The organism is Paraburkholderia sp. J69-1, from assembly GCF_905220255.1.
GTDB lineage: Bacteria > Pseudomonadota > Gammaproteobacteria > Burkholderiales > Burkholderiaceae > Paraburkholderia.
Window position 1 is genome coordinate 93467 of the sequence record NZ_CAJMZG010000009.1, and the last position, 25020, is coordinate 118486.

Here is a 25020-nt window from a genome sequence, read left to right on the forward strand (position 1 = left end):
GGAGCAATATAAACATGGCAAAGCACGGTACGACATCTCGCAGCGCGCTATCCCGCGCAATCGGCACGCTCACGCTTTGCGCGGCGGCCATGTTGAGCGCGGGCGTGGCCCACGCGGGCGCACTCAAAGGCGCGCCCGCGCCGTTCGACAAGGGCGGCGTGAAGATCGCGCTGGTCAATTACCTGTCCGAAGGCGACTTTTTTCAGGCTTACGAGGCGGGCGCGCAGAAACAGGCGAAAGCGCTCGGCATCGATTTGCGCATCTACGAGGGCCGCCAGGACGCAGCGCAGCAGCGCGACCAGATCCAGCAGGCAATCAACCTGGGGGTCGCGGCGATCATCGTGAATCACGGTTTGCCGGAATCGCTCAAGGACGTCGTGCAGCAGGCGCTCGACAAGGGCATCAAGGTCGTGGCGTTCGACGTCGATCTCGCCAATCCGCGCGTGCCGCAGATCGAGCAGAGCGACCACGATCTGGCCTCGCTGCTGCTGCAACAGGCGGTGAAGGACAACGGCGAAGCGTTTTCGGCGGGCTATGTCTATGTGGCGGGGTTCGCGCCGCTCGATCGCCGCGACGCGGTCTGGCAGGCCTTCAAGAGCGCGCATCCGAAGGTGCACGAACAAGCGCGTTGGGGCACGGTGGATAACCCGATTGCGCAGTCGGTGGCGAATCAGGCTTCGGCGGCGTATCGCGCGCACCCGGATATCCGCGTAGTGATCGCACCGTATGACGAATTCGCGCGTGGCGCGAGCCTGGCGGCGGGCGAAGCGAATCTCTCGGGCAAGCTGCGCATCTATAGCGCCGATATTTCGACAGCCGATATCGAGGCGATTCGCGCGCCGAACAGCGCATGGGTCGCCACCGCGGCGACGAATCCGGCGGTCGTGGGCGCAGTATCGGTACGAGCAGCGGCGCTGGACGTGGCGGGGCAACCGCTCGATCATCACATCACCGTAAAGCCCACGCTGGTGACGCGCGACGACCTTGTGAAGAACGACATTCACACCATTGCGGAGCTGGGCGCGAAGTTTCCGGCATTTCGCGTGAGCACCGCAGCAACGGCTGGATGGATTCCGGTGGATTGAAATCGATCGACGTCAGATGGCACGCCGAAAAGCCCTGGGCCATGACTGGCCGCAGGGCTATTTGCTTTCTACGCCTTGTGCTTCAGGCCTTGAATTCAACCGAAACAAACACTTTGCGGCAGCGTTCGACGACTTCCCACGTGCCCTTGAAACCAGCCGGAATCAGAAAGCGATCTCCGGCACGCACGGTACGCTGTTCGCCGGATTCGTCGCGCAGAATCGAAACGCCTTCAAGAATCTCGCAGTACTCGTTCTCCGTGAAATTCACGGTCCATTGACCGCACTCGCTTTCCCAGATGCCGGTGGAGAGCTGACCGCAGGCGCTCGTAAAGTGCATATGGGCAGCCTGGCGCGGCACACCCGAGATAACGGCTTCGGGTTTCGGCTCCCATTCGAGCGTTTCTTTGGCGGGCTGCGAGTAATCGACGATGTCCTGAATACGCATGATGATCCGGGTAGTGAAGGGACCAAAGTGATAACCCGACAAAAAGCCGGACGCAAGCTCATCGCCTCCAGGGATTCCATGAACATGAAGGAATCTAATGAATCAATGAAATAAGACCATTTTTCTTCATATGCGTCTGTCTCTATGATCGCTGCCATTCACAGCTTTTGTTCCTCGCAACCTTTATTGAATGGCACCCGGCATGGTCACGACACATAATCTCGGCTTCCCGCGCATCGGCGCGAAACGCGAACTCAAGTTCGGCCTCGAACGCTACTGGAAGGGCGAATCGTCGCGCGACGAACTGAAGGCGCTCGGCGCGCAACTGCGTGCGCGTCACTGGAGCGATCAGCGCGAACTCGACCTCGCGCCCGTAGGCGATTTTGCGTTCTACGACCAGGTGCTCGATATGAGTTTTACGCTCGGCAACCTGCCGGCGCGCGTACAGGACTTTCATGGCGATGCGCTCGACAATGCCTTTCGTGTGGCGCGCGGCCGCTCGGCGACAGGTGCGCCAGCCCACGCTGGATGCTGCGGTGGCGTTGCCGCCGGCGAAATGACGAAGTGGTTCGACACGAACTATCACTACATCGTGCCTGAATTTACGGCCGATACGCACTTCACGCTGGATGCGTCGCGTCTGGTCGAACAGCTTGCCGAAGCTCGCGCGCAAGGCGTGAAAGCCAAGCCGGTGATTGTGGGGCCGGTCACGTATCTGTGGCTCGGCAAGGCGAAGGACGATTCGGACAAGCTGGCGCTGCTGCCGCGTATTCTGCCTGCTTACGCCGCGCTGCTCGACGCGCTGGCGAAGCAGGGCGTGAAGTGGGTACAGATCGACGAACCGGTGCTCGTGACCGAACTTGACGATGCGTGGCAGCAGGCCTTCGTGACGGCCTACGATGCGCTCAAGACGCGTGAGGTCAAGCTGCTGCTGGCTACGTATTTCGGGCAATTGCAGGGCAATCTCGATCTGGCTGTCGAACTGCCGGTTAATGGCCTGCATATCGACGCGATCAACGCCCGCGAAGAAGTCGCGCTGGCCGCGCAAAAGTTACCTGCGCACAGCGTGCTGTCGGTGGGCGCGATCAATGGCCGCAATATCTGGAAGACGGATTTGAATGCGGCGCTCGAATGGCTGGAGCCGCTTGCACGGCAACTTGGCGATCGTCTGTGGATTGCGCCGTCGTGTTCGCTGCTGCATGTGCCCGTCGATCTCGCCAGCGAACAGAAGCTCGATGCTGAAATCCGCTCATGGCTTGCATTTGCGCTGCAAAAGCTCGATGAAGTGAAGGTACTGGCCATTGCGTTGAATCACGGACGCGAGAAGGTTGCTGCGGAACTCGAAGCCAACGCTGCTGCCATTGCTACGCGTCGCAATTCGCCACGCGTGAATAATCCGGCTGTGAAATCCGCGCTTGCGAGCATCGACGCTAAACTCGGAAATCGTCAGCATGACTATGTAATTCGTGCGCCGAAGCAGGCAGCGATTCTCAACTTGCCTGCGTATCCCACTACTACAATCGGCTCGTTTCCGCAGACCGCCGAAATCCGCCAGGCGCGGAGTCATTTCAAGGCTGGCGCGCTGGATCAAGCCGGCTATCAGGCCGCGATGCGCAAGGAGATCGAGCGCAGCGTGTACGAGCAGGAGGCACTGGAACTCGACGTGCTCGTGCATGGCGAAGCCGAGCGTAACGATATGGTCGAATACTTCGGCGAGCAACTCGATGGTTATGCGTTCAGCCAGTTCGGCTGGGTGCAGTCCTACGGTTCGCGCTGCGTGAAGCCGCCCATTCTGTTCGGCGATATCAGCCGCCCGAAGGCGATGACGGTCGAGTGGATCACCTACGCGCAATCGCTCACGAACAAGCCGATGAAAGGCATGCTCACGGGCCCCGTGACGATCCTTAACTGGTCGTTCGTGCGCGACGACCAGCCGCGTTCGGTGTCGTGCTATCAACTGGCATTGGCGATTCGCGCAGAAGTGCTCGACCTCGAAAAGGCCGGCTTGCGCGTGATCCAGATCGACGAAGCCGCGTTGCGCGAAGGTCTGCCGCTGCGTCGCGCACAATGGAATGAGTATTTGCGTTGGGCGGTCGAATCGTTCCGCATCACGGCCAACGGCGTGCAGGACGAAACGCAGATCCACACGCATATGTGCTATTCGGAATTCAACGACATCATTGCGTCGATTGCCGATATGGATGCGGATGTTATTACCATCGAGACTTCGCGGTCGGATATGGAATTGCTCGACGCGTTCGATCACTTCAATTATCCGAATGAAATCGGGCCGGGCGTGTATGACATTCACTCGCCGAATATCCCTGGGCAGGATCACATCGTTCGGCTGATGCAGAAAGCGGCGGAGCGTATTCCGGCGCAGCGTCTGTGGGTGAATCCGGATTGCGGTCTGAAAACGCGTCAGTGGGAGGAGGTGGTTCCGGCACTGACGAATATGGTGGCGGCGGCGAAGACGTTGCGGGCGCAGGTGCAGTAAGTTTTCGTTTGCCATTGACGGGCAAGGCGTGCGCAATAGGGTTTTTCTGGTGCGCACGCCTTGTCAGAGAGTTTAGCGATATCCATGTGCATGGGAGTGCGCGAGCGATGCCTGAAGAATATCGATTCGATGTATTTGGCCGCCAGATGGCGATCGTGAGAAGCGAAAGCAGGTGGGTGGCGTACCTGATCGGCACGGAAGGCAAACGCCGGCGCGCGGCCTTCGAGATTCCCGATTTCATCGCTGCCGATGAGTTGATGCAGTATCTCGATGATCTCTTTCACGAGGATGCGAGCCCGCAGCGGCCCACTGTCGAGCGGCTTTGACGTTACCGCACTTATACGTCCTCGCCTCCGAACACCTGCCTATGCCACGCCTCGGTTTCATCATCGGCGGGAAACATGCATTCCAGCCGGATCTCCTGCGCGGCCACGCTCGTGGGCGTCCCCACGCTCGTCACCATCGAGAAATAGCGCAACACCTTGCCGTCGCGCTCGAAGCCTAAAGGCACAACCGGCAGCGCGGACGTGGAATCCGCAGGCGCATGATAAGCACGCCAGTCGCGCGGGACATCGGGATACGCCAGCAGTTCGTCGAGCAAGGATTGCGTGCCGCCATCGATTACATGGCCAATTGTCTCGCGATGCACACGTTGCAGCAGACTGCGCGCCACGTTTTCCCATTCATGCACGAAAGACCGCATCCCCTGCGGTTCGAACATCAGATGCAGCATATTGCGCGGCCCCGTGCGCGCATGCATGTCGATGAATTGCCCGAAGAAACGCGGCGCGGCTTCATTGGTCATCAACACATTCCAGTAGCGATCCATCACGATCGCCGGATACGGTTCATGCTGACGCACCACGCGCTGCAACGCGCGAATCACGCCCTGCATTTCCTGCGCATTCCACGGCGCTTCCGAATACATCGGCGCATAGCCTGCTGCGTGCAGCAGCGCATTGCGCTCGCGCAGCGGCACATCGAGTGTCTGCGCGAGCGTGAGGAGGGTTTCGCGGCCGGGCACGCTGCGGCCGCTTTCGATAAAACTGATCTGCCGCTGCGAAATGCCGGCCTGCAGCGAAAGATCAAGTTGACTGACGCCGCGCGCGTCGCGCCAGTAGCGCAGCAGCACGCCCAAAGCGTGACCGGTTTCGCGTGAACTTTGACGGGCGGCGTCTTTCATCGTGATGTCCATGAATCCTCGTGGAGGCTTCCGACTATAACGAATTCAGCGGCCGTTCGCCCGCCACGCGAACGCTTCGAATTGCGCTTCGAGCGCCGGTTGCGTGACGCTGCCGGTGTAGTTCGTAATGGTCGAAGCGGCCACCACTGCGATCACTTCGAGTATCTGTTCAGCACTAAATCCAGCGCCAATAAAGCGCTGCTGATCCATTTCGGCGAGCCGTCCGCGCGTTTCGATCAGCGTGCGTGCCAGTGTAGAAAGCGCCGCGTCTTGCGCGTCGCGAGGCACCCCACCGGCGCGGATCGCATCGACATCGGCATGATCAAGGCCTTGTTGCAAGGCGAGTGCGCTATGAAATGCGACGGCCCATTCGCTGGCATTCGTCACCGCATTGGTGAGCAGCAGCACCTGGATCTGCGTCTCGCTGAAACTGCTGGCGTGAACGCGCTGGAACAGGCTGATAAAGCCATTGATCAGCACCGGCGACGCCGCCATTTTTCCGGCGATATTCGGGATCACGCCGAATGCCTGCTGGAGTTGCTGCAAAACGGGTTGCGATTGTGCGGGCGCGTTGTCGATTGTATAGAGGGGAAAGCGGGACATGATGGCTCCTTGCCGTGGAGCGCGGCCGATTTAGCCGCGCGACAGGCAAAGAGTAGGCGCGTGGGCGCAGCGCGCCAATTACATCCGATGTCATCAATACGAGAACGTCGCGCCAAAGAACACACCTTTCGCGCGATCGTCGCCCGCCACGCGCACGCGATATTGCACCGAAACATCGACGAACGAACGCGGCGCATCATAAGGGCCGCCGCGAAACCAGAAGCGCGCCGCCACGCCCGCGCCGATACCCACGGGCACGCTATGGTCGATCGCCGAATCGTAATCCGCGCCCGCCACCAGATGCGGGAACACCGTGAGGCGCGGGTCGATCGCATCGAGCCTGAAGGTGCGCCCGAGCCGTACATTCGCCGTCGCATACGTCGACGGATGCTCGATATAGTGGCCCACTTCGCCATATGCGATGCCGGTCCACCAGCTCGGCACGTCCTGCCTCAACGTCGTGCCGAAGCCGTCCGACCACGCCGCGCGCGCGAGCCAGTCGCCGCGCACGCTGGAGCCGATCGGCAGGATGCGCTCGAAAGCGAAGATCGCGTTGGTGGACGTGAAGGGCTTCACGCGCGCGCCCAGCGCTGCCTGCAAGGTCTGCACGCCCGAAGGCGAATCGCCCTTGACGCCGAAGTTTTCATAGCCGCGCGCATAGAGTTCGAAGGCGCGTTCGCCGAGGCTGCCAAATGGACGCCAGTACGCTTCGGTGCCCGCCTGCCAGTTGTTGGCGATACCGGGCGTCGGGTTGGTGACGAGGCCGTTCTGGATGCCGCCGCCGCGATAGTTGAGCGAGGCGTTGAAGCCCCAGTTGCGGGTGGCATCGGCGTGGGCGCTGCGGGCATCGGCGAGGGCTTGCGGGGTCATCGGCGTGGCGTTGTCGGCGTCCTGCGTGCCGTGGTCGATGGCGCGTTCGAGCCAGGCGGCGCCCTGCGCGTTATGGTGCGTCTGCAAGGCGGCGTAACCGGCGTCGCCGGTTGCGGAGGCTGGCAGCGCGCCCTGGGCATCGGCCTGGGCGAAGGCCGCGTAGGCGCGCCGGGTATCGCCTGCGCGTTGCGCGAGGTACGCAAGCTGCAGCGGGTCCATGCCGTCGATTACGCCGTTGGCGAGCGCGTCGCGGGCGGCAGCGCGCGCGGCGCGAGCATCGCCGTTCGCAACCAGTGCGTCGATCAATTCCAGCCGATGCTGCGGATCGTCGGGCGCAGCGGCAACAGCGTTGCGCAGCGCTGCAACCGCCGCGGCGTGATCGCCTCGCGCCGTGGCTTCGCGCGCGGCGCGAACATCCGCGAAGGCAGGGTCGGCGGCGTAGAGATCGCACGCAGCGCCGAAGCGATCGTCGTGGCAATCGAAGATCGGGCGCGCGAGCGGGTCGATGTCCGCCACGTTGCGTTGCGCGTGTGACGCAAGCATGCGCTGGGCGCGCTGGCGTCGCAGGGCAATGACGGCGTCGGTATCGTCATGGGCCTTTTCGAGCGGGGCGAGTACGTCTAGCGCATCTTGAGGCCGATGCTGCGCCAGCCGTACATCGGCGATGATGGCGCGTGCGGTGCGGGCATCGCGCGCGGCGCGTTTCGCGTCGTCGCTTTCCTGGTTATCCGAACTATTTTCTGAAAGCGCTATCGCTTGCGAGAAATCATCGTCCGCGCCATGCCCATGCTGGGCCGCGCGGGCATAGCCGCGTAACGTCCATGCGAGCGGATTCGTGCGGTCGTGCTGAATCGCCGCGCTGGCAGCCGTTTCTGCGTCAGCCAGATCGCCACGCGCGAACAGCACATCGAGCAGTTGCATTCGGAATGCGCTTCGGTCCGGTGCGTAAGTGACCGCTTGTTGCGCCAGCTTTTGCGCGGCATCCAGATCGCCGCGCTGGCGCGCGTCATAAGCGGCAATCGATACTTGCGGTGCGAGCTTTGCGCCAATAAATGCGAGCCGTGAACGCAGTTCTCCGGTCGCGCCAAAGCGTGCCGATGCGTCCTGCGCAGCGCTCCACGCTTCAGCGTCGCGACCTGCTGCGGAAAGCGAATCGATCAACAGATAGCGCAGCCGCTCGACATCGGGCGCGAGCGAAATAGCGTTCTGCGCATCGTCGATAGCGGCGTTGTAGTCCTTGCGTGCGTACGCGTTATAAGCGGCGCGTGCTTCCACTCCGGCGCGGCCTGGCAGATCGCTCGCGCCGCCGGCACCGGCCGCCGCGATCTGCGCGCGCCGCGTGACCAGCGCTTCCATCGGCCCAAGATCGCGGATCGCATCGCTCAATTCGCGCTGCGCTTCATCGCGGTGTCCACCCGCCGCCAGTGCATTGGCGCGCAACACGCGTAGCTCGGCCACATCGGGCCGCTGGCGTATGGCTTCGCTTGCCAGCGATGCGCTTTCGTCATAACGGTGCGCGTCATACGCGGCATAGGCTTCGCGCGCGACTTGATACGCTGCGCCCGAAAGCGCCAAAGGCAGCGGATGATCGGCAAAAGCCACGGGGGCGTGCAGGGCGGTGAGCGCTGCCAGAAGCCATCCGGCAGCGGCCGCGCGCGGCGCGCGGCGTTCGGTTGATCGTGCAGGTGCGGCGCGCGTCATCGGCCTCCCGTTTGCGCGTCGCGCAGTTGTTGTTGTGCGGCGATGGCGCTTTGCAGCGCTTCGCGCGAAATGATGTGGCGCGCCACCATGAAGTCGCCGATACGGCCGTCGCGGTCGGGGCGATATTCCTGCAAGGCGGCATCGAATCTAGCCCTTGAAACAAGGCCCATTTCGATCAGCAGGTCGCCCAGCAGCGGCACGCCGCGGGTGGCGCCCAATTCCACTGGAGAAAGCACGGCCACTTCGCCATCGGCATCTACGAGCAGCGGTTCTTCCACGCGGCGCAGAATGCGAAGTCCGGCCGTCACCTCGCTTTCGCGCACGATATGCAGTGCCACCGTGCGTTGCGTGAGTGCGTGCAGTTCGTCGAGCGCCGTATCGGTGAGCAGACTTGCGGCCACGAACACGGCATGACCGCTTTCGTCGATCCCTTGCGGCAGCGTGCGCAGACGCACGAGCACATCCACGGGCACCTGGTTAGCAGGGTTGTCAAGCCGCGCGGGCACGAATTCGCCGCGTGGCAGGTCGGTCTGGAACGCCACGGCTTCGGCGAGCGTTTCCTCGTCCAGCCAGCCATTGGCCATCAGCACGCGCCCGAGCGGTGCTTCTCGTGCATGTTCTTCATGCAGCGCGCGCTCTAGCGTGTCTGGGTCAATCGCTTGCCACGACACCAGCAGTTCGCCCAGCGTCTGTCGCGTATTGCGCAAGCCACCGGCGCTGGGGAAATCGTGCATCGTCTTGTCCCACGTGAGACGCTTGCCCGTGACCAGATGAATGAGAAACAGCCGCCACGCCCGCAGTGCCGCCAGAAAGTTGATGAAGTTGCTGATCACCAGACGCGGCACCGACAGCACGCCATGCTCCCAGCCATAAAGACGCGTCGTAAAGATCACGCGTTGCGTCACGCGCAGCAGCAGCGCAATAAAATTCGCCGTGAGCAGCGTACTCATCCACGGCGAATCGATAAAAGGCGAGGGGAACAGATCGGGCGTGAGGCCAAGCAGCGAAGCGATTGCGAACAGCGTGAACTGGATCACCAGCAGATAGCCCACCATGCCGACAAACGATGTCACGATGCCTTTGCGGTCGCGCATCAGCAGATAGCGGTTCGCCAGCGAGCCGGTCCAGCCGGTGATCGTCCAGCCTTGCAGGCCGATGCCGAGTGTCCATCGCGCGCGTTGTCGATACGCAGTCCGAAGCGTATCCGGGAAGTATTCGCGCACGCACAGCGGCATCGTCATGGTGACTTCACGCTCGGGGCCCAGGCCGAACCATGTCGTGCGATGAGTGACGAACTGCACGGGAAAGCGCGCGAAAATCGACTGCAACCCCATGCGCCCGATGCGCTCGCCGATGTCGTAATCCTCGGTGAGACTTTCGGTGTTGAAGGGTTGTGCCTCGGTATCGGCGATCAAGGCCAGCATGGCGCGGCGCGAGAAGCAGGTGCCCACGCCCGCCGAAGGCACTGTGCCCACGAGACTTTCGCGCACCACCAGATCCTTCGCGTGCCATTCCGCGAATTCATCCATATAGGTGCCCGCGACCAGCTCGCACCATTCGCGTTCGAGCGACGCCACCGGCAACTGGATCATGTCCTTGCGCGGCAGCAGGTAATTGAAGAACTTCAATTCGAGCGGATGCAATACGTCTTCGCTGTCGTGCATGACGATGCCCGCGAATTCGGTGCCGGCCTCGAATTCATAGCGGAAAATCGCCTGCACGATCCAGTTCAGACAATCGGCCTTGCAGGTCGGGCCATCGTGCGGCACTTCCACGCGATGCAGATGCTTGTAGCGGTGACGCATGCGCTCGACTTCGGCGATGGTTGCCGCATCGTTCTGATAGGTGCCGACAAACACGCGATACGCGCGGTAATCGAGCACGCGCACCAGGTCCTCGATCATCGCGGCGATCACATCGTGCTCCTGCCATGCGGGCACCATGATCGCGAGCGGCTGCTCGCTGCGCTGCTTGAGTTGCGCGACGGTGAGCGGCTTGTGTTGCCGCTTCACCGTGAAATGACGCACCGTTTCGCGAATCCAGTACCAGAGATCGATAAACAGATCGTCGAGACTCGAAACCAGAATGATCGCCGACACGATGAAGGCCGCGTGTTCGAGCCACTGGTAATACTCCGCGAGCGCGATGCGCCCATAAAAGCCGAGCGTGGCGAGCATCATGGCTTGTCTCGCGGCGGCGCATTTTTATTGACGCCATTTCCATTTCCATTGCCGTTGCCATCGCCATTACCGTTGCTCGCGCCGGTCGGCGGTTGCTGGGCGGCGGCGCGGCGTTCTTCGCTGGTCTGTGCGGTGCGGCGCTTGCGGGCGAAGTGCGCGATCACGATCAAGGCGAGCAACAGCAGCATCAGCGCGAACGGAATGCCCCAACGTGCCCAGTGGTGCGTGACCCATGCCGTGCTGCCCGTGCCTGTCGCGGCGAGATCGTCGGGATTGATGGTGTCGAAGCGCTTGAGCACGCCGGTGCTATCCACCACCGCAATGTTGCCGCGCGAGAGCTGGAGCTTGTCGGTGAGCACGGGCGCGGTGCCGGTCGATCGATAGACGATGCCGTGCGCGTCGCCCGAGGTGCCAACACTCAGCACCGCGAGACGCGAAAGGCCGGATACGTCGATGAGTTTGTCGCCCTTGGTCGAGTCCAGTTGGAGGCGGTCGGGTGAGAAGGCGACTGGGTCGCTTTCGTCGGCCAGGCCGACATCGGTGGCGAGGAACGGTCCCGTGGGATGCGCAGTCTGGCCATTGGCGACGACTTCGAAATGCGCGGGCAAGGGTGCCACGCCCGCGGCGCCGGTGAGCACGGCCAGACGCGGCACGCTATGCAGCGCATCGTTCAGATACGCTTGCGGCACGATCACCGTGGCGGACGATGCATAGCGCGCGGCCATGCCTACAAAATCGGCGCCTGGCGTGCCGTCCGCGAGCTTCAGATAGCTGCTGGGCAGCACCGCCACAGGATAGGACTGGCGCGCCTGACAACCCGCGTCCGGCTGACGGCGGAAGGTCACGCGCAGATTGTTGGTGCGCGCGAGCGCGTAACGTGGAATCTTCAGGCGCAGACGTTCGCGATGCCCATCCACGTCGAGCAGCTTCGCGCCGATCATCACGTCGTTGAAATAGACCGTGGCCGTGGCGGCGCCGTTGGAGAGCGTGGGCGACGCCGCGAGATCGAGCACGACTTCGTCGGGCAGCTTTTTTTCGCCGGATGCAGCGGCCAGATCGAAGCTTGCTTCCCACGAGTCGATCGAATGCACGTCGACGCTACGCGGTTCGCCGCCGAGGTCGGAAAGCAGAATGGTGTCGCCGTGCAGGTGCGCGCCCGGATCGATGTGGTGCACCACCACGCGCTGCGATACGTCGATGGGACGCCAGCTATGCGCGAGCACGCTCGCGCCCGCGTTGTCGCCCACCACGATCACCGCGCGGCCGCCGTAGTGCGCCACGCGTGCTTCACCGGCCGCGAGCGGCGCGACGATCTGTGCGGCGGTGTTGGCGCGCCAGGCGTCGAAGCCGGGCAATGCGCCTGGCGCGCTCGTGGACACCTGGGCGCGCAAGGCGTCGAGCGCGGCGTTGAAGCGCGTGCGCAAGGCGGCGTCGGCGAGCAGCACGTCGGGGCCGAACGCATTGCGCGGCGCGAGCGCGAGCAATGCGCCCAGTTCGGCTTCGCTGGCGACGACATGATGGCTCGCATCCGGCGCGCCGAAAGCCGTTGCGAGCGCATCGAATGCGGGGATCGCACGCAGCGTGGTGGGAATCGCGCTTGCGTCCAGACCACTTAGATCGACGGGCTGGCCGACAGCGGGCACGGCCTGCATGGTGGGCCGCTTGCCGTCGCGCTGGAGCAGGGCATCGGTGCGCCAGGCCGTGTCGAGCGAGGCGGCGTCCAGGTGCGCGCCCGCTACCGTTAGAACGGGCGCGTAAGGCAGCGCGCTCCATGCGGTGCGCAGATCGCGCACGTCGGCGGGATCGAAACGGTAGCTCAGGCGCGTGGAGGGATCGACGCGCAACACATTGCCGATGGCGGTCTGATCGGTACAGACGTTGTCGTTGATGACCGATGCGTAGCCCAGGCCCAGCCGCACGAAGCCCACGGAACGCGCTGCACCGTCCACGCCCAGATTGACGCTCACGCCGCCTTCGGACTTGTCGAGCGCGCGCGAGGCGACCGGCGAGCCATCGAGCGAAAGCAGCATGGTGGTGCGGCCGCCATCGCCGCGCACGTAGCCGCCGTCGAATTGCAGCGTGGCGTCGCTGATCGGTACATCGGCGGGCACGGGCAGAAAGAACTCGCGGCGCGTATCGGGCGCGGTGAGCGTGACGGCGCTGAGCAGACCCAGCTCGCGCAAGGTGACGACGCGCGTGACCGGAACGCTGCGGTTCAGTTGCGCAAAGCCATCTGTCACGGCGTCGGCCGCCATGGCAGACGTGTTGATTAGTATGCCGAAGCAGATGGCAGGGAGAATGAGCGCGCGCGGCGCGCGATGCGTGCTGGAGATCAAGTGCAGTTCTCTCGGGACGAGTTGGACCGGCAACGGACCGCGAGTCCGTCGCAAGGAGCTGGCGCTGCGTTAGAACGCGCGCTTGCGGCGATCAGTCAGTGAGTCAGAACGATGCGTGCAGCGGTGCAGGCTGCACGCAAGGCAAAGGCGGCGCGTGGGCGTGCACGCACATCGGCCTGTCGTTGCGCTGGGCGCGCGACGCGAGAGAAGGGGCTGCTGAATGCTGGTGCCGGGCCCCGAAAGTCATGCCCGGCTGTACTGCAGAAATCGACCGCGTAGTGTAGTGCATGGCGTCGCCTCTGTTTTATTCGTATTGGGTCAAATATTAATCGGTGACGAATGGATGAAGCGATGCGAACATGTAAAAAAGTTTTTCAGAGAGACTTTCAATAATATGAACGATTAAACGAACAGGAAAATCTTGCGATAAAAAATGGACTAATCTCAGGTGTTCAATTGTCGATTGGGAAAAAACTTCCGCACGTCATTGAACTGGCAATTCGGGTGCATCATTAGCTACCGATAAATATGACGAATGCCCGGCGTAGCGGAGCCTGTGCGGAATGGGGGCGAGCGTTGTCGCAGCGAATGCGCGATTGCGTTTCGCTTTTTCGACAAGGAGTGAGCGCTTAGCGGTGAGTTAATCCTTGGCGGCGCTCTATTGCACCTTTTTTACGTTTCTCTTTGCTGGTTTTTCATGGTCCGGTCCATAGGCTTCTTTATTGTCAAATCAGATAATAATGGGCGGGATGCGCCATCCAGTTATTAAACCGCTTCTTTCAGCAAGAAGCGATCCCGGCATGTCTGTCGCCCAAAAGAAAACGGCGCCCGGTTCTTCATGAACCGGGCGCCGCATCATGCAACACAAGACATTTCGCTATCAGGCTACGCGGGGCACTCCATCTGCCTGCACGGCGTAACCGTCATCGACACTGCCTTCTTCGAGCGAAACGTTGCGCGTTTCGCGGCCCATCATCCACCACGCGGCTGCCGCAATCGGGCCGGGCAGGGCGAGCAGCAGCAGCCCGATCAGCGCTGCCGAAGGCGTGCCCGACGCCGCGTACACATTGGTGAGCATCAGCGGCGCGATCACGGCGCCCAGTCGTCCCACCGCGACGGAGATGCCAAGGCCCGTGGCGCGAATTCGCGTAGGCAGGATTTCCGACGACACCACATAGCCCGAGATATACGCCCACGTCACACCGAACTGGATCAGGCAGTAGCCGATCACCATGCCGGGCAGCGTATGCATCGCGTAGATTACGATGATGGCGAGCGTCGTGAAGGTGTAGCTCACGAACAGCGAGGCGCGTCGGCCCCACGCTTCGACCAGCACGGAGGCGGTCAGGCCGCCTGCGAGCGCGGCCGCATTGCCGTAGACGTAGTAGATCGGCATGTCGGCGGCCGAGACCTTCATATACGGCAGGATCACCAGCGCCATCAGCGAAAGCACGCCATACACCACGGCGGCCTGCGAGAAGTTGAGCGCGCTGGCGAGGCCGCAACGCATGCGGTACGCACCGAACAGCTCACGCACGTTGCGCCAGAAAGCGGGGTGCATCGGCACGAGCGTGGTCTTGGGGTATCGCTGTGCGGCTTGTGCGCGTTCCTGTTGCGAGAGCTTGCTCTGCGCAGCGCTGGCGGCGATGCGCTCGACGATGGCTTCTGCCTCTTCTACGCGGCCCTGTTGCAACAGCCAGCGCGGCGATTCGGGAATCACACGGCGAATCCAGAAGAACAGCAACGCCATGGTGGTGCCGAAGCCAAAGCCCACGCGCCACGAGATCGCACCGGGCAGGTGGTTGAGCACGAAATACGAAATGGCGGCCGAAATCAGTGCGCCCACCGGAAAGCCCGAGAGAATCAATGAATCGGTGCGGCCGCGATGACGCTTGGGAATGAATTCGCCCATCGTTGCGGTGACCGCCGAATATTCGCCGCCCACGGCGAGCGCGGTCATCGCGCGGAAGAACAGGAACGACTCGTAGTTCCACGAAAACACCGTAGCGACGCTGAAAAACGCGTACCAGAGCAGCGTGGCCAGAAAGAGTTTCTTGCGACCATAACGATCTGCGAGATAACCGAAGCCAATCGCGCCCACCAGCATGCCGAACACCCAGATACTCACGGCAAGCGAGCCTTGCGCGGAACTGAGGTGCCATTGAGTCTTCAGGACACCGAATACACTGCCGATAATGTTGGTCTCGAACGAATCGAGCGCCCAGCCCACGCCAAGCGCGACGAGCATCAGCGTATGAAAGCGCGTCCAGGGCATGTTGTCGAGCCGCATGAGCGCGTCGGTTTGGACGGTGCGCGGCGCAGGGTTTTGCATAGTCACGCTGGAATCTCCTGAGCGATGAATATCAGTGCGCGGCGGCAGCTTGCGCGCGCGAGGTGAAATCGATGTGCGGGAAGTTGGCGCGCTGGCCAATGAAGTTGCGGCCACGCGCGCCGTCGAAGGCCTGATCGACGATGGTTTCCCATTGCGCCGCATCCACGCCATAAGCGGCGGGATGCTGCGCGACGCCCAGCGTGTCGAGCAGATCGGCCAGGCGTTCGGGCGCCTGATCGATATCGCCGAAAATCTCACCGATCGCGGCGTCGCAATCCGGGTCCACGCCCAGTGCGGCGGCCATCACGGCGGGCAGGCAGAACGAGCAGGCAATGCCGTGCGCCACGCCGCGCGAGAGCGTGATGGCGTACGAGATGTTGTGCGCGAGCGCGGTGCGCGTATTCGAAAACGCGAGGCCGGCGCGCAGCGCGCCCAGTGCCATCGCGCCACGTGCTTCGATATCCTGAGGATTCGTACTCACACGTTGCAGGCCCGAAATCAATTCGCGCGCCGCGTGAATCGCAAGACCGCGTGTGACGGGATTCGCGTGTACGTTCCAGATACTTTCGAGCGCGTGCGAGAGTGCGTCCAGTCCGCTGGCGATGGTCGGCTGCATCGGCAAGCCCACCATCAGGCTCGGATCGACGATCACCGCTTCTGCGTAGAGGTCTTCGCGCGAAAGCGAGAGCTTGCGATCGTTTTCCGGGTCCCAGACAGTGGCCCAGCAGGTCACTTCGCTGCCGGTGCCCGCCGTGGTGGGAATCGCGATGATCGGCAGCGCGCGACGGCCAGTGGAAGCGGCGCCTTCGAGGTAGGCGAGCACGGGTTCGAATGCGCCGTGTTCGGCGGCCAGCACTTTCGCGCTGTCCATCACCGATCCGCCGCCCAGCGCGATCAGCACTTCGGGCGCTGTTTCCAGCGCGGCGAGTTGCTCGCACGCACGGCGCAGCATCGGCACTGAAGGATTCGCTTCGACCGAATCGATGCGCGCGAGCGCAGCGCCGTTGCGGGCTTCGATGCGATCGGCGAGGGCCGCGAACAAGGCGTCGGGATAAGTGACGATCACATAGCGGCGGCCCGCAATGGCTTCGCCGATTTCATCGAGCGAGCCCGCGCCAAAACGCACGCGCACCGGGTTATGAAAATGCCAGGCGTTCATGCGGCTTCCCCGGTGGCCATGCTGCGCTCGATTGCGTCGATCACGGCGGGCAGTTCGGCAATGCTGTCGATGAGGAAATGCGCGCCGGTGCGGGCGAGTTTTTCGCGCGCGGGGACGAGCAGCGCTTCGCGTGCCGCAGCGTCGAGCGCCTGCCATTGCGCGAGCGAAAGGCCCACTTCGTTGCCGGTCGCGACGATGCCGACGGTCCACATTCCGGCGGCGAGACCGGCTTCCAGACCCGTGGGGCTGTCGTCCACCACCACGCAGCTTTGCACGTGCGCCGCGCCCAGCGCGAGCGCGTTGGCTAGGCACATATCGGGCCACGGCCGGCCGCGCGCCACATCGCTCACGGTGCAGCAGAAGTCCGGCGCATAACCGTGCGCGGCGGCGATCGGCTGAAGATTCTTCATGACTTCACGCGGATAACCCGTCGTGCTGCCGATGGCGATACCGCGTGCGCGCAGTGCCGCGATCGTCTCAAGCGCGCCGGGAATCAGTGCGCTGTATTTGGCGACGTTGACTTCGTCGATGCGCAGAAACGAGGCGTAGAGCGTGTCGATATCGTCTTCGTTCGAAGCGCGGCCGAACTGCGCCTGCCAGCGTGCCTGAACGCTTTCATCGCGCAGGATCAGGGCGATGTGTTCGCGTTTGGCGGCGCCCATCGGTGCGCGTGCTTCGGCCACGGTGATCGGCAGTTGTGCGAGCGCGAAGGCTTCGCAGAAGGCTTCGACCGGCGCGATACAGCCGAAGTCCAGCACCGTGCCGGCCCAATCGAAAATCGCGGTGGTCAGGCGGCCCTGATAAGGCGCTGCGCGGCGCGGATTGCGCACGCGTGGTTCGGCGGCGTCGTGAAGGGAATGAACGTTGAGAGAAGTCGTCATGCTCGCACCAGTGGGGTCGGGGTGTGGGTTTTAGATCAGACGAATCGTCGCTGGATTCGAATGGGTTTCGGCCCGGTGTGAGCAACAGAATAGTTTTGACACATGACGCCGCTATGATCGAAATACCCGTTGAATTTCGGTGTTGCCACCGAAAATTCCGATCGATAAAAATGACGCTTATATGACATTGACCCAGATCCGCGCCTTTATCGCGGTGGTGCGTCACGGCGGCTTCACTGCAGCAGCACGCGCGCTCAATATGAGTCAGACAACCGTGACGTCGCAGATTCAGGCGCTCGAGCAGGAACACGGCGTTCAACTCTTTCACCGGCGCGGCCGCCGCGTCGAACTCTCTGAAGTGGGTCTCGATCTTTTGCCGATCGCGCGCCAGATTGGCGGCCTGGAAAACGACGCGATCTCGCTGCTGCGCGATAGTGGCGCGCTCACGCATGGCTCGCTGAAGATCGGCGCAGTGGGGCCGTTTCATGTAACGGAAATGATCGAGGCTTATCACGCGCGGCATCCGAACATGCATCTCTCGGTGGCGCTCGGCAATTCGGAGCATGTGATGCGCGAACTGGATGCGTACGCCTGCGATGTGGGCGTGGTCGCGCGCGCATCGGCCGACGAGCGCTATCACATGCAGCTATACGCGCGTTATCCGGTGGTGGTGTTCGTGCATGCGGCCCATCCGTTCGCGCAGCGCGGCACGGTCGAACTGGCGGAGCTGGCGAGTGAACGCCTCTTGATGCGCGAAGCCGGGTCGACCACGCGGCTGGCGCTGGAAGAAGCGCTGGCTGAAATTGGCGCGACGCCGCGCGTGGCGATGGAGATCGGCAGCCGCGAGGCGCTGCGCGAAGCCGTGGCACGCGGCCTGGGTGTGGGGACGGTGTCCGAATCGGAATACGTAGCAGACGAGCGTTTGCGCAAAGTGCGTATCGCGGGCGATCCGATTTCAACGCACATCCACGTGTGCTGTCTCAGGGAACGGCGCGAGAGCCGGCTGGTGGCGTCGTTCTTTTCAGCGGTGCAGGGTCTGTGTGCGCCCTTGCAATAATTCGTATGGCGAAATAATGTGGGTAATCATGCACGAAATCATGCGCGATCAGAATTCCATGTCGAGTTCGTCGATATCGATAGTTTCAGCTTGCGCCGCGGCAATCCATTCGGCGACATAAGGCTGCTTGAGCACGCGCATGCAGTACTCGCCGATATCGGCGTCGATCGGCACTTCGTAGGTCAGCAGGCGCGTGACCACCGGCGCGTACATCGCATCGGCGGCGCCAATCTCGCCGAATAGCCACGGGCCGCCATATTGCGCCAGACACTCGCGCCAGATCGTGACGATGCGTTCGATATCGTCCTGCGCGCGCGACCAGATGCGGAAGTTTGGAAAATGTCCGCGCAGATTCATCGGCAGCGCAGAACGCAGCGCGCTAAAGCCCGAATGCATTTCGCCGCACACAGAGCGGCAATGTGCGCGCGCCTTGCGGTCCGTTGGCAAGAGCTTGGCCTGCGGATTGATTTCGTTGAGATATTCGCAGATAGCCAGGGTGTCCCAGATCTCGCTGCCGTCGTGGTGCAGGCACGGGACGAGAATCGACGGTGAAAGCAGCAGCAGTTCGGCGCGCGCGGCGGCATCGTCGACGGGTACGGTGATGGTTTCGAATTCGAGGCCCGCGAGTTTCGCGAGCAGCCAGCCGCGCATCGACCACGAAGAGTAATTGCGGCTGCTGATCGTAAGGCTCGTATTCGTCTGATTCATGCAGGTCTCCTGACCACGGATTTCCAATACTTCACTACTCCATTGCGCATTGCCGAGTACTCGGCAACGCACACATCGCGGGCGCGGCGCACCGTGAATGTCGGCGTCATGCACTACGCTGAGGCACACGAGCATCGCGAGGCTGCGTGAAGCAACGATAGCGCCGATGGGTGCATCGATTCAGGTGCAAGGCTCATGCCAATGCGGCGCGTACTGGCATAGCTATTGCCTGCCATGCAGGGACTTTGCCCGCACGACAGCCGCCATGAATCTGCTTGCCTATCCGATGTATCAAGCGTTCGCCGATCTGATGCGTCCGTGGCGCGCCGCCGCGTCGCTCACGCGCAGCGTGCTGGCGACATGGCCCACGCTGGGCGCCGCATACGGGGCACGCGAACTCGACGCCTGGTGCGAACAACTGGAGATGGCGGGACTCACGCATGCGCGTCCGCCCTTCGATATCGATTCGGTGCTGGTGAATGGCGCACACGTGACCGTGACCGAAGAGGTTGCGAAACGCACGCCGTTTGCCACGCTGCTGCACTTTCGCAAGAACATGGACACAGCGCTTACGCCACAACCGCGCGTATTGCTGGTCGCGCCGATGTCCGGCCACTTCGCCACGTTGCTGCGCGGCACGGTGCGCACGATGCTCGCCGATCACGACGTCTATATCACCGACTGGCACAATCCGCGCGACGTGCCGCTCGCCGCGGGGCGCTTCGGTTTCGACGAATACGTCGAGCACGTGATGGCGTTTATTCGCCGCATCGGCCCCGATGCGCACCTGGTGGCGATCTGCCAGCCCACGGTCGCCGCGCTCGCGGCGGTCGCGCTGATGGCCGCCGACAACGATCCCGCGCAGCCCGCGAGCATGACGCTGATGGCCGGACCAATCGATTGCCGCGTCAATCCCACTTCGGTTAACGACCTCGCCAATAGCAAGCCAATTGAATGGTTCGAGCGCAATCTGATTGGCGCGGTGCCGGGCGGGTTTGCGGGCGCGCATCGGCGTGTATATCCGGGCTTTGTGCAATTGAGTGCGTTTATGTCGATGAATCTCGAACGGCATCTGGCTTCATTCGATGAAATGCGGCGGGAACGCGCCAATGGCGACGCTGCAAAAGCGCAGGCGATCCGCGTTTTCTATGAAGAATATTTCGCCACCAGCGATCTCACGGCGGAGTTTTATCTGGAGACCGTGCGTTCGGTGTTTCAGGAATATGCACTGCCGCTCGGCAAACTCAAGGTGGGCGAGCGGCTGGTGGAGCCGCACGCGATCCGGCACACGGCATTGCTCACGGTGGAAGGCGAAAAGGACGATATCTGCGCAGTAGGGCAGACCGTGGCGGCGCAGGAATTGTGTTCGGGTTTGCGGCCGTATATGAAAACCCATCACGTGCAAACCGGCGTGGGGCATTACGGCGTATTCAACGGCCGACGCTGGGATACGCAGATTTATCCGCTGGTGCGCTCGACCATCCATGCGCATGAACCGCGCGCGCGACGCATGGGGGCGCAGTCGGCGGTGGACGGTTCGAGTCAGGTAACCTTGCGCGCGTTGCTCGATGCCGACGCACACGCGGCCGCCGCCATTGCAAAGGCCGCTGAAACGCAATCCAAATAAGCTTGCGTAACGCCGCATTCAGGCGCTTTGCGCAAAATGAATCATTGCCTGAAACGGATTAAAGGCCCGTGGTGAAATTGCCGATAAGCACGGCATATCCATCCCCGGTGCTCCTGTGACCGAATCAACCTCCATCGGCGAACGTCTGCGTTTGCTCGTGAACACCGTCCAGCATAACGAGCGCGCACTGCAGCGCTTTCAGCATGTCGAGTTGCTGCTGATCGAGGCCGAAGATTTCGCGGCCTTTCTCGACATTCTGACCGGCGAACTCGTGCAGGTTTTCGATCTCGGCGCGGCCACGCTATGGCTCGACGAAGGCGCGCGCCTCGCGGCCGAACTGCACGCGGCCGTCGCGCAGTCCGCACCGGCGAGCGATCACTTGCGCTGGGGACGTACCGCCGAATTCGACTTCCCCGAAGCATCGCCGATGCTCGGCGCCGTGGATGCGCTGAGCGACGAAGTGCGCGCCGCCTTGTTCGGTTCGATATCGGACGATGCGAGCGTCGCTATTCTGCCGCTGCGCCATCGTTCGGGCCCGCTCGGCTATTTGAGCCTGATCGGCAAGAATCGCGAGCGCTTCGCCGACGGCATGGCGACCGATCTGCTCGCGCGGTTCGCGGGTTTCGTGAGCGCGGGACTCGTCAATGTCGCGCAGCGCGAACAGCTCAAGCATCTGGGCATGACGGACTCGCTCACGGGATTGCCGAACCGGCGCTACTTCGAAATGCGGCTCGAAGAGGAATTGCAGCGCGCGGCGCGCCATGGCGTGGCGGTGGCGTGTCTATTCATGGATCTCGACCATTTCAAGCTGGTCAACGATACGCACGGTCACGCCGTGGGCGATCGCGTGCTGGCCGCGGTGGGCGCGTGTATTCGCTCGGCGGTGCGGCTCGGTGAAACCGTCGCGCGCTTCGGCGGCGAAGAATTCGTGGCTGTGCTGCAAGGCGACCGCTCGAATGCCAACGTGGTGGCGGAGCGCGTGCGCCGTGCGGTGGAGGCGCTGGTCGTGCGCAGCAACGACGGCGCGCAGGTGCCGGTGACCTTGTCGATCGGCGTGGCGGTGACGCCGGGCACATCGGCCGATAAAGGTGCGGCGGCGCGCGCGCTGATCGACGCCGCCGACCGCGCGCTGTATCGCGCAAAGCGTTCGGGCCGCAACCAGGTCGTATTCGCGGCGGACGGCGAGCATGAAAGCGAAAGCGGAACTGCCGCCGAAGATGAAGCCGATTCGCGCCAGGAGCAGGTCTGAATGGGCGTGAGCGGGCCTGACCTGGCCTTATAAGCCGATGTAATGGCAGCCTTCGCGATTCGCATCGTTATCCATGGTGCCACGCGCACCCACTTCAATTAGCGTGTCCACGGTTGCGCGCCGGTTCGACACCAGCGTCCACACTGTTTGCGCTGCAGGTTCGCGCGCGTCCTGCTGCACATCGAGCAGCGCCGCGAGCAGGCGCTCGCGTTCGGGCGACGCGACCACAAACCCCTCGTTGGCCACCGATGCGTGCTGAAGACCCAGACGTTCGCAAAGCGCGCGCTTCATCTCGACCGAGGCTTCGTCCGCGCGTCGGCTCGCGTCGATCGCATCGCGCGTGTCGGCCTGCATCAGCACGCCATCGACGGCAAACGGCGTGGGCGCTTGCCACGCTTCGTCGGGACAGAGTTTGAATTCCGGCTTCATCGCGTAGAACGGATTGATTTCGGCGGGATAGATGCGGCACACGAGCGGCCGCTCCGTATAAATGCCGCAACGCAAGTCTGCGCCGAGATTCGGGCACGGGCCGGAAAAGGTCGCGGCCAGTGTAATGCCCACGCGCACCGGCAATTCGCCGCTCATGGCCGCGAAGGTGCGTGCGCGCTTATAGGCGGCGTAGGCGTTGCTCGCGTCGGGCTCGGCTGGCCAGGGAATCGCTTCGCAAAGCAGGTCGACCTGGCCGCCGCGTTCGATCCAGCGGGTCGCTTCGGCAAATGTGAGCGGCAGGCGCAGATCGGTGCAGCATTTGCCGCAACTCGTGCAATCGAAATGGGTACTGTCCAACGGTGGGAATCCTTTTCATCGCGCCTGGAGCGATTGGCGCGTCAGACTGAACGATAGCGCGGCTCGGGGTAAGGCGATGTAAGGAGCAGTGGGGCGGATTGGGGCCACTTTGGGGTTTTCGAATTACAGTTTTGTCAGCCTTCCCGCATGGCTTACGCAAGCTTTACAGCGCGATTTAATTGCGCTCATCGCTCACACGGCCGTCACATTGATCCAATAAAACTCACTCGTGCGGCTTTTTAACTAAAGTTTTACTTTCAAATGCCGTTACTGCGCCTGTCACGGTGAGAAGTGGTAGGGAAAAACGAGCCGAGCGCTGATACAAGCGCCGCGCCGTGGCAAGCGATGCGCGCGCCAGACAGATAAAAGACACGTAACAGCGGCCGCGCATCGGCTAACAAGAACGACAGCACCTTGGTCCAGGTGGCGACAGTAAAACGGAAGAGACAATTTTTTAATTCTTGGGGTTTGTCTCTTATGCAACTTTCGCGACTTAGGGTGGGTACGCGCCTCACCGTGGGTTTCGGTGCGCTGCTGGTGCTGTTCGCCGTCGTGGTGGGCTCGGCACTGTTCGTCCTGCATTCGCTCAATACGGTTATCTATTCGGGCCTCAACGTCGGCACCGCGCAGATCGGCCTGCTTGGCCGCGCGCTGGGCAAGGCGCAGGGCGCGTCGCTGGCGATGCAACGCCTGATCGTCGCGCACGATCCCGCCGACATGGAAACGCAAAAGCGTAACGTCGACGAAAAGCTGGGCGACTATCACGACGCCATGACGCGCATGCAGACCCTGTTTGCGCAGAGCGACACCACGGATGCGCGCGAGCGCGATTTCATCGCGCAGATCGACCAGCTTGGTCAGGTAGCGGAGCCGCTCGTCAAGAAGAACGCCGAACTCGGCATGCAGGCCGACCCGGGCGCACCTGAAATGCTCTCGAAGCAGACCGGCCCGGCACTCTCCGATTGGACCGATGTGCTCGGCAAGTTCCGCGATTACGAAGTAAGCCGCGCCGCCGCTACGGCCGCCGCAGCGAGCTCCACCTATAGCGCGGGCCGCAATACCCTGATTGCGGCTTCGCTATTTGGCCTCGTGATTTCAGTGGGTTTTGCCGTGCTGATCACGCGCAGCATTCTCGTCCAGCTTGGCGGCGAACCGGCTTACGCGCAGGAGATTGCCCGTCATATCGCCGATGGCCGTCTGGACATGCCGATCGACACGGCGGCGAGCGATCGCACCAGCCTGCTGCATTCGCTGCGCCAGATGCGCGATCAGCTTGCCAGCACCGTGCGCGGTATTCGCGATGCAACCGATAGCGTACGGACGGCCTCGGGCGAAATTGCCGCTGGCAATACCGATCTTTCGGCGCGCACCGAACAGCAGGCCGCCTCGCTCGAAGAAACCGCTTCGAGCATGACGCAGATTACGACCGTGGTGCGCCAGAGCGCTGAAAACGCGCGTCAGGCTGCGGGACTCACGACCACGGCCATCGAAGTGGTCGATGCGGGCGCAACGACCGTCGAAGGCATGGTGAACACCATGTCGCGTATCAGCGAGAATTCCAGCAAGGTTGCGGATATCACCACGCTGATCGAAGGCATCGCGTTCCAGACCAATATTCTCGCGCTCAACGCGGCGGTGGAAGCCGCGCGTGCGGGCGAGCAGGGTCGCGGTTTTGCGGTGGTGGCCAGCGAAGTGCGCAGCCTCGCGCAGCGCTCGGCGGCAGCGGCGAAGGAGATCAAGGAGGTGATCGGCGCTTCGGCCACGGCAATCGATGGCGGCGCGCGCCAGGCTTCGGAAGTCAGCTCGGCGATGGCGCAGATCAAGCAGTCGATTCGCCATGTTTCCGATATCGTCAGCGAAATCTCCGCCGCTGCCGAGGAACAGAGCACCGGCATCGCCGAAGTGAATCAGGCGGTGGGGCAGATGGATACGGTCACGCAGCAGAACGCGGCGCTGGTGGAAGAAGCGGCGGCTGCGTCGAAGTCGCTGGAAGATCAGGCCGAGCGTTTGCGCACGGCTGTTTCGGTGTTCAGCCTTTCCTCGCAGGCTGCGTATGCTGTCCAGCCCGCGCCGTTGCCAGCGGCAGTGCAAACCGCATCTACGCCGCCCGCCGCGCCGCGCCGTGCGCCCGTGGCTTCCAAAGCCAAAGCGCCCGCACCGCGCGAGCCAAAGCTCGCCAAAGCGGCCAAAGAGCCGCAAGCCAGTGCCCCCGCGCGTGAAACTGCTCTTGCGGCAGTGAACGCCGATCAGGATTGGGAAACCTTCTAAGCCTGCATGCGCGGGGTGTCGATTGCGTATCCCGCGCACTGTTCGGCACAACC

Annotated in this window: 18 protein-coding genes; 7 read left to right on the plus strand and 11 right to left on the minus strand. The window is 62.6% G+C overall.

What is annotated here, in order from left to right; genetic code table 11:
- Positions 1 to 14 precede the first annotated feature (14 nt).
- Positions 15 to 1085 carry a substrate-binding domain-containing protein gene (locus U5A67_RS17850; RefSeq protein WP_415767863.1) on the plus strand — a complete coding sequence of 357 codons (1071 nt, stop codon included), beginning with the start codon at positions 15 to 17 and terminating at the stop codon, positions 1083 to 1085.
- 82 nt (positions 1086 to 1167) lie between these two features.
- Here U5A67_RS17850 and U5A67_RS17855 read toward each other — a convergent pair whose 3' ends face one another.
- The gene (locus U5A67_RS17855; protein WP_205980695.1) at positions 1168 to 1530 is read right to left on the minus strand and encodes a cupin domain-containing protein; all 363 of its coding nucleotides are present in this window, start codon (positions 1528 to 1530) and stop codon (positions 1168 to 1170) included.
- A gap of 202 nt (positions 1531 to 1732) precedes the next feature.
- Here U5A67_RS17855 and metE point away from each other — a divergent pair, with 202 nt between their 5' ends.
- Both metE and U5A67_RS17865 read left to right on the plus strand, forming a co-directional pair.
- Positions 1733 to 4027, plus strand: coding sequence for a 5-methyltetrahydropteroyltriglutamate--homocysteine S-methyltransferase (gene metE / locus U5A67_RS17860; RefSeq protein ID WP_321815521.1), 2295 nt, complete (start codon positions 1733 to 1735; stop codon positions 4025 to 4027).
- Between the two features lie 107 nt (positions 4028 to 4134).
- A complete protein-coding gene (locus tag U5A67_RS17865; protein ID WP_321815522.1) occupies positions 4135 to 4353 on the plus strand; it encodes a hypothetical protein in 219 nt (72 codons plus the stop codon).
- Positions 4354 to 4364: 11 nt separating this feature from the next.
- Here the strand turns inward: U5A67_RS17865 and U5A67_RS17870 are convergent, their stop codons facing one another.
- The 8 genes from U5A67_RS17870 to phnX form a co-directional block, all read right to left on the minus strand.
- A complete protein-coding gene (locus U5A67_RS17870; protein WP_321815523.1) occupies positions 4365 to 5222 on the minus strand; it encodes a helix-turn-helix transcriptional regulator in 858 nt (285 codons plus the stop codon).
- Positions 5223 to 5255: 33 nt separating this feature from the next.
- The gene (locus tag U5A67_RS17875) at positions 5256 to 5813 is read right to left on the minus strand and encodes a carboxymuconolactone decarboxylase family protein (RefSeq protein ID WP_321815524.1); all 558 of its coding nucleotides are present in this window, start codon (positions 5811 to 5813) and stop codon (positions 5256 to 5258) included.
- A 93-nt stretch (positions 5814 to 5906) separates the two neighbouring features.
- Positions 5907 to 8384 carry an NfrA family protein gene (locus U5A67_RS17880; protein ID WP_321815525.1) on the minus strand — a complete coding sequence of 826 codons (2478 nt, stop codon included), beginning with the start codon at positions 8382 to 8384 and terminating at the stop codon, positions 5907 to 5909.
- The gene (locus U5A67_RS17885; RefSeq protein WP_321815526.1) at positions 8381 to 10564 is read right to left on the minus strand and encodes a glycosyl transferase family protein; all 2184 of its coding nucleotides are present in this window, start codon (positions 10562 to 10564) and stop codon (positions 8381 to 8383) included. The genes U5A67_RS17880 and U5A67_RS17885 overlap by 4 nt, the downstream gene beginning before the upstream one ends.
- The gene (locus tag U5A67_RS17890; protein ID WP_321959729.1) at positions 10561 to 12819 is read right to left on the minus strand and encodes a cellulose biosynthesis cyclic di-GMP-binding regulatory protein BcsB; all 2259 of its coding nucleotides are present in this window, start codon (positions 12817 to 12819) and stop codon (positions 10561 to 10563) included. The genes U5A67_RS17885 and U5A67_RS17890 overlap by 4 nt, the downstream gene beginning before the upstream one ends.
- Before the next feature lie 961 nt (positions 12820 to 13780).
- On the minus strand, positions 13781 to 15232 hold the full coding sequence (locus tag U5A67_RS17895) for an MFS transporter (protein WP_321815715.1): 1452 nt from the start codon (positions 15230 to 15232) through the stop codon (positions 13781 to 13783).
- A gap of 31 nt (positions 15233 to 15263) precedes the next feature.
- Entirely contained in the window at positions 15264 to 16391 is a 1128-nt protein-coding gene (psrA, locus tag U5A67_RS17900; protein ID WP_321815528.1) for an iron-containing alcohol dehydrogenase PsrA, read from the minus strand.
- On the minus strand, positions 16388 to 17272 hold the full coding sequence (gene phnX, locus U5A67_RS17905; protein ID WP_321815529.1) for a phosphonoacetaldehyde hydrolase: 885 nt from the start codon (positions 17270 to 17272) through the stop codon (positions 16388 to 16390). Before phnX ends, psrA begins: the two co-directional genes overlap by 4 nt.
- 181 nt (positions 17273 to 17453) lie before the next feature.
- Between phnX and U5A67_RS17910 the strand changes: the two genes are divergently transcribed.
- On the plus strand, positions 17454 to 18329 hold the full coding sequence (locus U5A67_RS17910) for a LysR substrate-binding domain-containing protein (RefSeq protein WP_321815530.1): 876 nt from the start codon (positions 17454 to 17456) through the stop codon (positions 18327 to 18329).
- A 48-nt stretch (positions 18330 to 18377) separates the two neighbouring features.
- On the opposite strand, the gene U5A67_RS17915 is transcribed toward U5A67_RS17910, so the two are convergent.
- Positions 18378 to 19037, minus strand: a complete 660-nt coding sequence (locus tag U5A67_RS17915; RefSeq protein WP_321815531.1) for a glutathione S-transferase family protein — start codon at positions 19035 to 19037, stop codon at positions 18378 to 18380.
- Between the two features lie 265 nt (positions 19038 to 19302).
- Here U5A67_RS17915 and U5A67_RS17920 point away from each other — a divergent pair, with 265 nt between their 5' ends.
- Together U5A67_RS17920 and U5A67_RS17925 are read left to right on the plus strand one after the other, a co-directional pair.
- Entirely contained in the window at positions 19303 to 20664 is a 1362-nt protein-coding gene (locus tag U5A67_RS17920) for a polyhydroxyalkanoate depolymerase (RefSeq protein ID WP_321815532.1), read from the plus strand.
- Between the two features lie 115 nt (positions 20665 to 20779).
- Positions 20780 to 21913, plus strand: coding sequence for a GGDEF domain-containing protein (locus tag U5A67_RS17925; protein WP_321815533.1), 1134 nt, complete (start codon positions 20780 to 20782; stop codon positions 21911 to 21913).
- A 27-nt stretch (positions 21914 to 21940) separates the two neighbouring features.
- Here U5A67_RS17925 and U5A67_RS17930 read toward each other — a convergent pair whose 3' ends face one another.
- Positions 21941 to 22699 (minus strand): YkgJ family cysteine cluster protein, encoded by a 759-nt coding sequence (locus tag U5A67_RS17930; RefSeq protein WP_321815534.1) that lies wholly within the window; start codon positions 22697 to 22699, stop codon positions 21941 to 21943.
- A 477-nt stretch (positions 22700 to 23176) separates the two neighbouring features.
- On the opposite strand from U5A67_RS17930, the gene U5A67_RS17935 reads away from it, so the two are divergent.
- On the plus strand, positions 23177 to 24967 hold the full coding sequence (locus U5A67_RS17935; RefSeq protein ID WP_415767864.1) for a methyl-accepting chemotaxis protein: 1791 nt from the start codon (positions 23177 to 23179) through the stop codon (positions 24965 to 24967).
- Positions 24968 to 25020: the final 53 nt, after the last annotated feature.